At 69.8% G+C, this 12,505-nt stretch carries 10 protein-coding genes and 1 pseudogene; 5 read left to right on the forward strand and 6 right to left on the reverse strand.

The features are described 5' to 3' along the window. Positions 1–1,616 (reverse strand): annotated as a pseudogene (locus tag ACTHL4_RS01160) (excinuclease ABC subunit UvrA); the annotation flags it as partial. Positions 1,617–1,680: 64 nt separating this feature from the next. Between ACTHL4_RS01160 and ACTHL4_RS01165 the strand changes: the two are divergent. Genes ACTHL4_RS01165 through ACTHL4_RS01180 form a run of 4 tightly spaced genes read left to right on the forward strand, consistent with a single transcriptional unit; the run spans position 1,681 to position 5,130 of the window. After that, on the forward strand, positions 1,681–2,346 hold the full coding sequence (locus ACTHL4_RS01165; RefSeq protein WP_440280894.1) for an MBL fold metallo-hydrolase: 666 nt from the start codon (positions 1,681–1,683) through the stop codon (positions 2,344–2,346). A gap of 32 nt (positions 2,347–2,378) precedes the next feature. After that, positions 2,379–3,134, forward strand: a complete 756-nt coding sequence (locus ACTHL4_RS01170) for a C40 family peptidase (protein ID WP_440280895.1) — start codon at positions 2,379–2,381, stop codon at positions 3,132–3,134. Between the two features lie 19 nt (positions 3,135–3,153). Next, positions 3,154–4,050 carry an EamA family transporter gene (locus tag ACTHL4_RS01175; RefSeq protein WP_440280896.1) on the forward strand — a complete coding sequence of 299 codons (897 nt, stop codon included), beginning with the start codon at positions 3,154–3,156 and terminating at the stop codon, positions 4,048–4,050. Positions 4,051–4,077: 27 nt separating this feature from the next. After that, positions 4,078–5,130, forward strand: coding sequence for a tartrate dehydrogenase (locus ACTHL4_RS01180; RefSeq protein WP_440280897.1), 1,053 nt, complete (start codon positions 4,078–4,080; stop codon positions 5,128–5,130). A 32-nt stretch (positions 5,131–5,162) separates the two neighbouring features. Here ACTHL4_RS01180 and ACTHL4_RS01185 read toward each other — a convergent pair whose 3' ends face one another. From ACTHL4_RS01185 to ACTHL4_RS01195, 3 genes are all read right to left on the reverse strand, one after another. Continuing rightward, positions 5,163–5,999: an SDR family oxidoreductase gene (locus ACTHL4_RS01185; RefSeq protein ID WP_440280898.1), complete on the reverse strand. Its 837-nt coding sequence runs from the start codon at positions 5,997–5,999 to the stop codon at positions 5,163–5,165. 80 nt (positions 6,000–6,079) lie between these two features. Further along, positions 6,080–7,525, reverse strand: a complete 1,446-nt coding sequence (locus ACTHL4_RS01190; protein WP_440280899.1) for an MFS transporter — start codon at positions 7,523–7,525, stop codon at positions 6,080–6,082. Positions 7,526–7,595: 70 nt separating this feature from the next. Continuing rightward, on the reverse strand, positions 7,596–8,864 hold the full coding sequence (locus ACTHL4_RS01195; RefSeq protein ID WP_440280900.1) for an aspartate aminotransferase family protein: 1,269 nt from the start codon (positions 8,862–8,864) through the stop codon (positions 7,596–7,598). 68 nt (positions 8,865–8,932) lie between these two features. Here ACTHL4_RS01195 and ACTHL4_RS01200 point away from each other — a divergent pair, with 68 nt between their 5' ends. Continuing rightward, complete coding sequence (locus tag ACTHL4_RS01200) at positions 8,933–10,411, forward strand: NAD-dependent succinate-semialdehyde dehydrogenase (RefSeq protein WP_440280901.1); 1,479 nt, start codon at positions 8,933–8,935, stop codon at positions 10,409–10,411. Positions 10,412–10,608: 197 nt separating this feature from the next. Here the strand turns inward: ACTHL4_RS01200 and ACTHL4_RS01205 are convergent, their stop codons facing one another. Then, positions 10,609–11,286, reverse strand: coding sequence for a GntR family transcriptional regulator (locus tag ACTHL4_RS01205; protein WP_440280902.1), 678 nt, complete (start codon positions 11,284–11,286; stop codon positions 10,609–10,611). Next, positions 11,283–12,503, reverse strand: coding sequence for a M20 family metallopeptidase (locus tag ACTHL4_RS01210; protein WP_440280903.1), 1,221 nt, complete (start codon positions 12,501–12,503; stop codon positions 11,283–11,285). Before ACTHL4_RS01210 ends, ACTHL4_RS01205 begins: the two co-directional genes overlap by 4 nt. Positions 12,504–12,505: the final 2 nt, after the last annotated feature.

Consider the following 12,505-nt stretch of genomic DNA (forward strand, 5'->3'; position numbering starts at 1 on the left):
GAGGGCTCGTCGAGCACGTAGAGCACGCCGACCAGGCCGGAGCCGATCTGGGTCGCCAACCGGATGCGCTGTGCCTCACCGCCGGACAGCGTCGCGGCCGGCCGGTCGAGGGACAGGTAGTCGAGGCCGACGTCGAGCAGGAAGCCCAGCCGCGCGTCGACCTCGCGGATCACCCGCTCGGCGATCTGCCGCTCCCGCGGGGTGAAGTCGACCGAGTCGAGGAAGCCGGCGGATTCGGAGATCGGCAGCGCACACACCTCGGCGATGGACCGGCCGCCGATCGTCACGGCGAGTGACTCCGGCTTCAGCCGCGCCCCGCGGCAGGCCGGGCAGGGCACCTCCCGCATGTAACCCTCGTAGCGGTCGCGGCTCCAGTCCGACTCGGTCTCCTCGTGGCGGCGTTTGACGAACGGTATGACGCCCTCGAACCCGGTCGAGTAGCTGCGCTCGCGCCCGTAGCGGTTGCGGTACTTGACGTGCACCTTGTGGTTCTTACCGTGCAGCAACGACTCCTTGGCGCGCTCCGGCAGGGCCCGCCACGGCATGTCGAGGGAGAACTTCTGCTCCTCGGCGAGCGCACCGATGACCCGCAGGAAGTAGTCCGAGGACTGAGCGCCCTGCGCCCACGGCAGGATCGCACCCTCCCGGATCGACTTGTCCTGATCGGGGATGACCAGGTCGACGTCGACCTCGAGCTCGGTCCCGATGCCGGTGCACGTCGGGCACGCGCCGAACGGGCTGTTGAACGAGAACGAGCGCGGCTCGATCTCGTCCATCGACAAGGGGTGCTCGTTGGGGCAGGCCATCTTCTCGGAGAAGCGCCGCTCGCGCTGCGGGTCGTCGGGGTCGAGGTCGACCATGTCGACCAGCAGCACACCGCCGGCGAGTCCGAGCGCCGTCTCGACCGAGTCGGTCAGGCGCTGCTTGCCGGAGGTGTCACCCGCCTTGGCGACCAGCCGGTCGACGACGACCTCGATGGTGTGCTTCTTCTGCTTGGCCAGCTTGGGCGGCTCGGCCAGGGTGACGATCTCGCCGTCGACGCGGGCGCGCGAGTAGCCCTTGGCCTGCAACTCGGCGAACAGCTCGAGGTATTCGCCCTTGCGGGAGCGGACCACGGGCGCCAGCACCTGGTAGCGGGTGCGGTCGGGCAGGGCGAGCAGCTGGTCGACGATCTGTTGCGGGGTCTGCCGACCGACCGGCTCACCGCAGACCGGGCAGTGCGGGCGACCGGCCCGCGCGAACAGCAGACGCAGGTAGTCGTAGACCTCGGTGATCGTGCCGACCGTCGACCGCGGGTTGCGGTTGGTCGACTTCTGATCGATCGAGACGGCCGGCGACAGTCCCTCGATGAAATCGACATCGGGCTTGTCCATCTGGCCCAGGAACTGGCGGGCGTATGCCGACAGGCTCTCGACATACCTGCGCTGTCCCTCGGCGAAGATGGTGTCGAACGCCAGCGAGGACTTGCCCGATCCGGAGAGGCCGGTGAAGACCACGAGCGAGTCACGCGGGATGTCGATCGAGACGTTCTGCAGGTTGTGCTCCCGGGCACCACGCACGCGAAGGTGATCGTGACCCCGTTCTGCTGGCACGGTGGATGACGGAGGCGTTGGCACGGGGACAATGCTAGGTGGCACCACTGACAACCCCGAATCCAGCGACCGCGGACAGGAGAGATGGATGAGCTACGACGGACAGGTGGCACCGGGCGACGCCCCGGCGACTCGTGACGCCGGCATCGCCCGCATCGGCAAGATCAGCGTCTCGGACATGCACAACAACGTCTACCTGATCACCGACACGGCGACCGGCGATGCCCTGCTGATCGACGCCGCGGACGACTGGCCGGCGATCAGCGCGATGATCACGGCCGACGGAGGCAAGGTCACCCACCTCGCCACGACCCATCGCCACCACGACCACGTGCGCGCACTCGCCGAGGCCGCACGCGAGACCGGAGCGCAGTTGCTCGCCGGGGCCGACGATGCCGACGACCTGCCGGTCGCCGTGGACCGGCGCCTGCAGGACGGGGACGTCGTCCGGGTCGGCGAGCTGCGCTTCGACGTGGCCGGCTTGCGCGGGCACACGCCGGGCTCGATCGCCCTGGCGCTGCGGGACACCGACGGGACGACGCATCTGTTCACCGGCGACTCGCTCTTCCCCGGTGGCGTCGGCGCGACGAATCACTATGACTACCAGTCCTTCCCGCAGCTCATCGACGACGTCGAGGAGCGACTCTTCGGCCGGTACGACGACAACACCTGGGTCTACCCCGGCCACGGCGACGACACCACGCTGGCCACGGAGCGCCCGCATCTCACAGAGTGGCGATCTCGCGGGTGGTGAATGCGCGAACCGACCCCAGCGTGTTTGATGGCATGGTGAGAAATGACACGGATGCCGCACAGCTGGCAATTGTGAACGTGGACATCACCGGACTCTGGACCACCCCGGACTCTCCCCGTCCCATCGACGGCCCCCTGCTGGCGGACCGGCCGGACCACGCCCAGTGGCTGGCGGCGATGGACGGTACGACGCTGGAGGGCGGACGGCTCGGGCTCTACGACCGCTTCGACTCGGAGCTGCTCGAAGGGGAACCGGTGATCGTCGACTCCACCGACTCGGACGGGTGGACCAAGGTGGTCTCGCCCTGGCAGCCGTATGACGGCAACGCCGCCGGCTATCCCGGCTATGTCCGCACCGCGCACCTGCGACCGGTCGAGGCGGCGCCGCAGGATCTGCCGGCCACGGACGCGGCGCCGACGGTCGACGCATTCCTCGCCGAGGCTCGCGCCCACATCGGGCTGCCGTACCTGTGGGGCGGCATCTCCCCGAACGGATTGGACTGCTCCGGCCTGGTGCACTACAGCCTGCGCCGGCTCGGCGTCCTCTTCCCACGGGACGCCGGTGACCAGTACCGCGCCTGCGAGGACGTCGAGATCGCCGACGCACGACCCGGCGATCTCTACTTCTTCGCCCACCCGGGCAAGGCGATCCACCACGTCGGCATCGTCACCGGCCCCGGCCGCGTCCTGCACTCCCCCACCACCGGCCAGGCGGTCGTCGAGGAGGACATGCCCGACGAGCGGCGACAGACGCTGACCTGCGTCGGGCGGATCCGCGACCTGCAATGAGACAGCACGCTGGTCGAGCATGACCGAGGGCAGACGCGGCGCGGGACCGGTTCCCGCGCCGCTGCTCGTGCTGGGCGGCATCGTCTCGGTGCAGTTCGGCGGCGCCCTGGCCGCGACGTTGTTGCCGTTGGTCGGCGTGCCGGGGTCGGTCGCGCTGCGGCTGGCGCTCGCCGCACTGGTCGTGCTCGCCTGGACGCGGCCGTCGGTGCGCCGTCGCAGTCGGGCCGACTGGACGGCGGTGGCGTCGTACGCCGCGGCGCTCGGGGCCATGAACTGGTGCTTCTACGGGTCACTGCAACGACTGCCGATCGGCGTCGCCGTGACGATCGAATTCGTCGGCCCGCTGGTCCTGTCGGCGGTGCTGTCGCGTCATCTGCGGGACGTGGCCGCGGTGGCCCTGGCGGCCTGCGGTGTGGTGCTCGTCTCGGGTGCCGTCAACACCCCACTGCACCAGCTGGACGGCGTCGGCATCCTGCTGGCGCTGTCCGCGGGCGCGTGCTGGGCGGCATACATCCTGACCTCGCGGCGTACCGGCCAACACTTCGCCGGGTTGGACGGGCTGGCGATCGCGATGGCCCTCGCGGCCGTCGTCGTGCTGCCGTTCGGTGCGTTCGAAGCGGGCACCCGCCTCGTGGGTGGCGAGGCACTGCTCAAGGGCGCCGGCATCGCGGTGTTGTCCTCGGTGCTGCCCTATTCGCTGGAGATGATCGCGCTGCGGCGCATCGCCCCCCACGTCTTCGGCATCCTGCTGTCGCTGGAACCCGCTGTCGCGGCCCTCGCCGGACTCATCGTGCTCGGGCAGCACTTGTCCGCCGTCAAACTGCTCGGCATGGTGCTGGTGGTGAGCGCGAGCGTGCTGATCCTGGGTGTCCGAGAAGGAGCCGAGGCCGCCGCACCGCCGCCGCAGGACCTCTGACGACCAGCGGTGACTAGCATCGCGTGCATGGGAGCGAGCTACACCGTCGATGTCATCCCCGGCGACGGAATCGGGCAGGAGGTGACGCCCGCGGCGACCGCCTGCATCGATGCGCTGGCCGAACGCTTCGACTTCACCGTCCAATGGCGGCACCGGGATTGGGGCTCGGACCACTATCGCTCGACCGGTCGCATGCTGCCGGTCGACGGGTTGGAGCAGATGGCCGACGCCGACGGCATCCTGCTCGGCGCGGTGGGCGATGTCGACATCCCCGACGACGTGACGCTGTGGGGACTGCTCATCCCGATCCGTCGCGAGTTCGACCAGTACATCAACCTGCGGCCGAGCAGGACCTTGCCCGGTGTGCCATCCCCGCTGGCCGGTGACAAGACGCTCGACGTGCTCGTCGTGCGCGAGAACGTCGAGGGCGAATACTCCGAGATCGGCGGCCGCTTCCGGCGTGGCCAACCCGATGAACTGGCCCTGCAGGAGGCAATATTCACCCGCAAGGGCGTCTCACGGGTCACCCGCTTCGCCGCCCAGCTGGCCGCCGAGCGCAGCGGACGCCTGGTGTCGGCGACCAAGTCCAACGGCATCATCCACACCATGCCGTTCTGGGACGAGGTCGCTCGGGAGACCGTCGAGGACTTCCCCGACGTCACCCTGCAGAAGGTGCTCGTCGACGCCCTGGCGGCACGCGTCGTCCTGGCACCCGAAAGCCTCGATGTGATCGTCGCGTCCAACCTGTTCGGCGACATCCTGTCCGACCTGGCGGCAGCGGTCGCCGGCTCCCTCGGGGTGGCGCCCAGTGCCAACCTGAACCCCGAGCGGCACCATCCGTCCCTGTTCGAGCCGGTGCACGGCAGCGCGCCGGACATCGCCGGCCAGGGTGTCGCGAACCCGGTCGCGGCCATCTGGGCCGGGGGGATGATGTTGCGCCATCTCGGTCAGCCGGCCGCCGCCGACGTCCTGGAAGCCGCGTTCGGGTCGGTGCTCACGGCCGGCACCCGCACCCGCGACCTGGGCGGGACGGCGTCGACGGCGGAGTTCACCGACGCGGTCCTGGCCGCATTGCGCTGACGACCGCAGCGCCGTGCACCCGACGTCCCGGGTCAGAGCACCGGGCGCCCACCCGTGACCGCGACCCGCGCGCCGGACACGTAGCTCGCCTCGTCCGAGGCCAGCAGCACATAGACGGGGGCGAGTTCGGCCGGCTGCCCCGGCCGTCCGAGCGGGGTGTCCTCGCCGAATTTCTCCACCTTCTCCTGCGGCATGGTGGAGGGGATGAGCGGTGTCCAGATCGGCCCGGGCGCGACACTGTTCGCCCGGATCCCCTTGGGTCCCAACAGTTGCGCAAGGCTCGCGGTCATGTTGGCGATGGCGGCCTTGGTCGCGGCATACGGCATCAGCGTGGGGCTCGGGGTGTCGGAGTTGACCGAGGAGGACCCGATGATCGACGAGCCGGGTCCCATGTGCGGCACGGCGGCCTTCACCAGGTGGAACAACGCACTGAGGTTGGTGGCCAGCGTGTGGTCCCACTCGTCATCGGAGATCTCCTCGACGGTCTCATGGGTCATCTGGTAGGCCGCGTTGCTGACCAGCACGTCGATCCGGCCCCATTCCTGCACGGCCCGGTCGATCACGTCGCGGCAGTGGTGCGGTTCGGCCAGGTCCCCACGCATCAGGACCGCCGTGCGGCCGGCCTCCTCCACCCACTTCCTGGTGTCGTCCGCGTCCGCGTCCTCGCTCAGATAGGAGATCAGGACGTCGGCGCCCTCGCGCGCGTAGGCGATGGCCACGGCCTTGCCGATCCCACTGTCGGCACCGGTGATCACCGCCACCTTGCCGGCCAACCGTCCGGAGCCGCGGTAACTGTGCTCGCCGTGGTCGGGCGTGTGCTGCATCTGCGTTTCGCTGGCCGGCGGCTGCTGGGCGGGCTCCTGGGGCATGACGTCTCCTGACGCGGTCGTGACGGACGGTTCGCATCCGGGTTACCCGCCGCCCCCGTGAACATGTGCGGGCGGTCGGCCTATTCGTCCCGGCGCCGCCGCCGAGTACCCAGCTCCCGGGACACGTCGCGGATCCCCGACACGTTGTGTATGCCGCCCCGATCCGGCGACTGCGTCTCCTGCTGCGGCGCGTCCTCGCCCGGTATGCCGCGTCCGCGCAACGACATGCCGGCGGTCTCGGGCACGAAGAGCAACGCCACCATGCCGATCACCATCGCGAACATCATGTAGAACGCCGGCATGTAGCGGTTGCCCGTCCAGTCGACCAGCCCCTGGTTGACGAACGATGCGGTCCCGCCGAAGGCGGCGGTCGCGACGTTGTAGCCCATGGCCATGCCGGCATACCGGACGTGCGCGGGGAACATCGCCGGGAAGGTCGCCGAGATCGTGCCCAGCTGCGGCAGGAAGATCACGCCCAGCACGGCGAAGCCGAGGATCGCCCAGCCGACCCCCTGACCCATCAGCCAGAAACACGGGACAGCGACGACGAAGACGCCGATCAGCGAGAACCACCACATGGGTTTGCGGCCGACGTGATCGGAGGTCGCGCCCATGACCCAGATGAGGGCCATCATCAACAACTGGCCGATCAGCACGATGATGTCGGACCGGGTCGCGGAGATGCCCAACGAGTCGCCCATGTAGGTCGGCATGTACGTCAGCAGCGTGTAGTCGGCGATGTTCAGCGCCACGACCAGACCGAACAGTTTCAGGATCGGCCGCCAATAGGTGCGCAACAGATCCTTCAGCGCACCGGTCGCCGCCTCCTCCACCTGCTCCTTCTCCTGCAGGTCCTGGAAGACCGGGGTGTCCTCCATGCGCGTGCGCAGGTAGAGCCCGATCAGTCCGAGCGGCAGCCCGATGAGGAACGGGACGCGCCAGCCCCAGACGTCCATCTGGTGCTGGTCGAGCACCGCCCGCAGGATCAGGGTGATCGCGATGCCGGCGCTGAAGCCGCCGAGCGTGCCGAACTCCAGGAACGACCCCCAGAAACCGCGCCGCTTGTCCGGCGCGTACTCGGCCATGAAGGTGGCCGCGCCGCCGTACTCGCCACCAGTGGAGAAACCCTGCACCACCCGCAGGACGATCAACAGGATCGGCGCCCAGATGCCGATCGCGTCGTAGCTGGGCAGCACGCCGACCAGTGCGGTGCCCAGGGCCATCAGGATGATGGTCATCGCCATCACCTTGTTGCGACCCAGGCGGTCGCCGATCGGCCCCCACACCACGCCACCCAACGGGCGCAGCACGAACGAGATGGCGTAGGTCAGCAGCGTCGCCAGCGTGCCGTACTTGCCCGGGAAGAAGTTGTCGGTGAGCTCCGCGACCAGGTAGGCGAAGATCCCGTAGTCGTACCACTCGGTCGCGTTGCCGATCATCGAAGCGCCGACGGCCCGCCTCAGCGTCGTGTTGTCGACCGGTTGCCCGGCGTGGGCGTCCTCGGTGGTGGTCGTTTCCGTGGGCATGTGCTCCTCCTGGTGGATCGTGCACTTCCTGCGTCGGATCTTGCGTCCTCGGTGCTGCGGCGTCCGTCGCTCAGCCTGCCGCACCGCCCTGCAGCACGGCGTCGACCGACTCCGTCCACAGCCGGGCCGCCTCGGCGACCTGCTGTTGGTCGACCACGAGCGCCGGAATGAACCGGACCACCTCGCCCCACGGTCCACAGGTCAGCAGCAGCAGTCCGCGCCGAGCTGCTTCCTGCTGCACCGCGGCGGCGGTTGCGCCGTCCGGGTTGCCGTCCGCGTCGCGGAACTCGTTGCCGATCATCAGTCCCAGCCCGCGCACGTCGTGTATGGCGTCATACCGGTCCGCCGTGGTGCGCAGCGCGTCGAGGAGTTGGCGACCTCGTGCGGCGGCGTTGTCGACCAGCTTCTCCTCCTCGATGACGTCGAGGGTGGCGATGGCCGCGGCACACGCGACGGCGTTGGCGCCATACGTGCCGCCCTGCGAGCCGGGCCACACCTGCTCCATCAGCGCCGCGGGCGCGGCGATGCCGGACAACGGGAAACCGGAGCCGATGCCCTTGGCGGTGACCAGGATGTCGGGGGTGACGCCGAAGTGCTCCTGCGCCCAGAACTTCCCGGTGCGGCCCCAGCCGGTCTGCACCTCGTCGAGGATCAGCAGGATGCCGTGCCGGTCGGCGCGCTCACGCAGCCCCGCGAAGAACCGCGCGCTGCCGGGGACGTAGCCGCCCTCGCCGAGCACCGGCTCGACGAGGAAGGCGGCGGTCTCGCTCGGCTGGGACAGCGTCTGCAGGGCGTGGTCCAGCTCCTTGAGCGCGAAGTCGGTCGCCTGCTCCACACTCCAGCCGTAGTAGGTGGGATTGGGGAACGGCGACACGTGCACGCCGGCCATCAACGGTGCGAACCCTGCGCTGTAGCGGGTGTGCGAGGTCGTCAGCGAGGCCGTCGCCACGGTGCGTCCGTGGAAGCCGCCGTGGAAGACCACGATGTTGGGCCGGCCGGTGGCCTGCCGCGCCAGCCGGAGCGCTGCCTCGACGGCCTCCGACCCGGAGTTGGCGAAGAACAACCGGTCCAGCCCGGTGGGCAGCACCGCACCGAGCCGGTCGACCAGCGTCAGCAGCGGCTGGTGCATCACCGTCGTGTACTGCGCGTGGATCAGCCTGCCCACCTGCTCCTGTGCGGCGGCGACCACCTTCGGATGACAGTGCCCGGTGCTGGTGACGCCGATGCCGGCGGTGAAGTCGAGATATCGGCGACCGTCCTCGGCATACAGGTGGACGCCCTCGCCGTGCGTCGCGAGCACGGGCGTCGCCTGCTTGAGCGCACTCGACAGCTGAGCCATGAAGCCTCCCGGGACAAGCCGTTTTGGTAAATTGTCGACAATCAGACTAACGCGATGGGAGTGCGAAGATGCAGAACCCGACCGCCGGGCCGACGGACGCGACCCGGGTGCTCGGCGCGGTGCCGACCGACCTGTTGATCGACGGCGAGTGGGCCGCAGCGGCCGAGGGCGCGACGTTCGCTGTGCACGATCCGGCGACCGGTCAAGAGCTGGTGCAGGTCGCCGACGCCTCCCCGGCCGACGGGCAACGAGCGCTCGACGCGGCGGTCGCGGCGCAGCGCGATTTCGCTGCGACGTCCCCCCGTGAGCGCTACGACATGCTGATGAAGGCCTTCGAGCTGCTCACCGACCGGGGCGAGGATCTGGCGCTGCTGATGACGCTGGAGATGGGCAAGCCGCTGGCGGAGTCACGCGGCGAGATCGGCTATGCCGCGGAGTTCTTCCGGCACTTCGCCGGCGAGGCGTTGCGCATCGACGGCGGCTACCAGACCGCACCGGCCGGTGGTGCACGCTTCCTGGTTGCCAAGCAGCCGGTCGGCCCGTGCCTGCTGATCACCCCGTGGAACTTCCCGATGGCGATGGGCACCCGCAAGATCGGGCCGGCGATCGCGGCCGGCTGCACCAGCGTCGTCAAACCGGCGGCGCAGACTCCGTTGTCGATGCTTGCGCTCGGGGAGATCCTGCTCGAGGCGGGTGTCCCCGCGGGGGTTGTCAACATCGTCACCACCAGTCACGCCGGTGAGGTGATGCAGCCGCTCATCGCGTCGGGCAGGGCGCGCAAGTTGTCCTTCACCGGCTCGACCGCGGTGGGCAAGGTGCTGCTCGCGCAGTGCGCCGAGAACGTGATGCGCACCTCGATGGAGCTCGGTGGTAATGCGCCTTTCCTGGTCTTCGAGGATGCCGACCTCGACGAGGCGGTGTCCGGCGCGATGGCCGCCAAGATGCGCAACATGGGCGAGGCCTGCACGGCCGCCAACCGCATCTACGTCCACCGCAGCATCGCGCAGGACTTCGCCGCCCGGCTGGCCGACACGATGCAGCGGCTGCGCGTGGGACCGGGAGTCGAGGACGGCACCCAGGTGGGACCGCTGATCGACGACGCCGGCCGCAGCAAGGTCGTGGAACTCGTCGCTGACGCCACCGACCGGGGAGCGCGCGTGCTGACCGGTGGCCAGGCCCCCGACGGCGCCGGCTTCTTCTACCCGCCGACCGTGCTGCTGGACGTGCCCGGCGACGCGCGGATGGCGAGGGAGGAGATCTTCGGTCCGGTGGCGTCGATCATCCCGTTCGACACCGAGGAGGAAGTCGTCGCGGCGGCGAACGACACGCCGTACGGGCTGGTCTCCTACGTCTTCACCAACAACCTGCGCCGCGCGCTGCGGGTGGCCGAGGGACTCGAGTCGGGCATGGTGGGCCTCAACCAGGGCGTGGTGTCCAACCCGGCCGCACCGTTCGGCGGTATCAAGGAGTCCGGCCTCGGCCGGGAGGGCGGCAGCGTCGGCATCGAGGAGTTCCTCGAGGTGAAGTACATCGGCATCAGCGTGTGACGCCGCACTCCCGTAGTGCGCAGGAGTATGCCGATCGCGGTGTGGAGCATGCAGGAGTATGCCAATCGCGGCAGATGGCACGCGATGGGCATACTTCCAATCCCCGCAGTCCCCGGGATTATGCCGATCGCGGCGAATGGCGCAGCACGCGATCGGCATATCCCCGACGCGACCGCCACCGCGCCCGACGCGACCGCTCAGCCGTGGTCGGCGGTGAGCCGCTCGACCGCGTCGGCCATGTGCAGCTGCAGCAGCCGATCGGTCGCGGCCGGGTCACGGTCGAGGAACGACTGCGCGATGCCGCGGTGCTCGGCGACCCGAGCCTCGTTGCCCTCGTAGGTCGGATCGAGGGCATGGATGCCCATCCGGGTCTCGGTCAGCAGGGTGCGGTGCATGAGCGACAGCCGCGGGCTCCCGGCCAGGCGCACGAGCAGATCGTGGAAGGCGATGTCCGCCTCGCCGACGCCGCTGTGGTCGTCGGCCTCCGCGGTGCGGCTCATGGTGTCGGTGATCTCCATCAGTTGGGCACCCGCCTCCTCCGGTGTGCCGAGGTGGATCTGCTCGGCCGCCGCGCGTTCGACCGCCTGCCGGGCGACATACATGTCTCGCACCCGGTCCGGCGTCATCTCGATGACGAACAGCCCGCGGTTGCGGATCGACAGCAGCAATCCCTCCTGGGTCAGGCGTTGCAGTCCCTCGCGTAGCGGTCCCCTGCTGACGCCGAGTTGCTTGGCGAGGTCCGCCTCGCCCAGCTGGGTGCCCGGCGGCAGATCACCACGCTCGAGCGCCGCCCGCACGCTGTCGGCGATCATCGCTGCGGTCGACTGCCGCACCACGGGTTTAAGGGGGCGCGCCCTGGCGCCGGCGTTCGTCACAGCTGACCATCCTGGAGGGTGAGCAGCCGTGCCGCCAACCGCACGTAGGTGCGGGCGGCCGTCATGAGGTCGGCCACGGGCACCGACTCGTCCGGCCGGTGCGCCTGGTCGTTGACCGAACCGGGCCCGAGCACCACCGTGGGGACGCCGAGGTCACGGCTGAGGTAGCCGCCGTCGCACGCGGCGGTCCACCCGCCGAGCGGCAGACCCGGTCCGCCCGAGTCGCCCAACGCGCGGTCGACGCAGCGGACGAACTCCGTGTCGACCGCCGTCTCGAAACCGGGCATGCTCATCGGCATCACGACCTCCGTGCGCAGCCCGTCCTGCTCCAGGCCGAGGCCGGCCAGCCGTGCGACGACGTCGGCGAGCACCGTCTCCTGGTCCTCGCCCGGCAGCAACCGCCGGTCCGCCTGCACCCGGCAGCTCGCCGGCACGATCGCCGTCCCCTGGCCACCGCTCACGATCCCCACGCTCCAGGTCGCCGGACCGACCAGTGGGTGCGGCCGTTCGGCAAGCTCGTCGTTCCAGGCACGCAGTGACTCGATGACGCGGGCCGCGCCGTAGATCGCATTGCGGCCGTCGGTCGGACGTCCCGCGTGCGCCGCCAGCCCGTGCACGGTGATTTCGAGGTAACAGTCGCCGCGCGCGGCGACGATGGTCTGCAGATCGGTCGGTTCTGCCGTGACGCAGCCGAGATAGGCCGGTGGCTCACCCTCCATGAACCGTCGGATGCCGATGCCGCCCTCTTCCTCGTCGACCGTCGCGACGAGCTCGACCCGACCGGACAGCTGCACGCCGTCGGCCGCCGCCGCTCGCTGCAGCGCATCCATCGCCACCACGCACGCGGCCAGGCCGCCGAGCATGTCGGTGCTGCCGCGGCCGAAGATCCGGCCGTCGCGCAGCAGCCCGCCGAACGGCTCGACCGTCCAACCGTCACCGACCGGCACCACGTCGGTGTGACCCAGCAACAGCAAGCGGGGACCGTCGCCACCGTCGGTCGTGACGCTGACGTTGTCCCGCCCTTCCGCCGCCGTCGTGCGCTGCACGGACAGCCCGCGTTCGCGACAGGCCGCGACGACTGCGTCCACCCGCGCGGTTTCCTCGCCCGGCGGGTTCTCCCCCGGCACGCGGACCAGCGCCTGGGTGAGCGCGATCAGTTCTGCCTCGTCCAGCAGGTCCAGGGCATGTTGCTCCCATGACGAAACCTGTGCTGTCACAG

Source organism: Flexivirga sp. (genome assembly GCF_051955415.1).
In the GTDB taxonomy this organism is placed as follows: domain Bacteria; phylum Actinomycetota; class Actinomycetes; order Actinomycetales; family Dermatophilaceae; genus Flexivirga.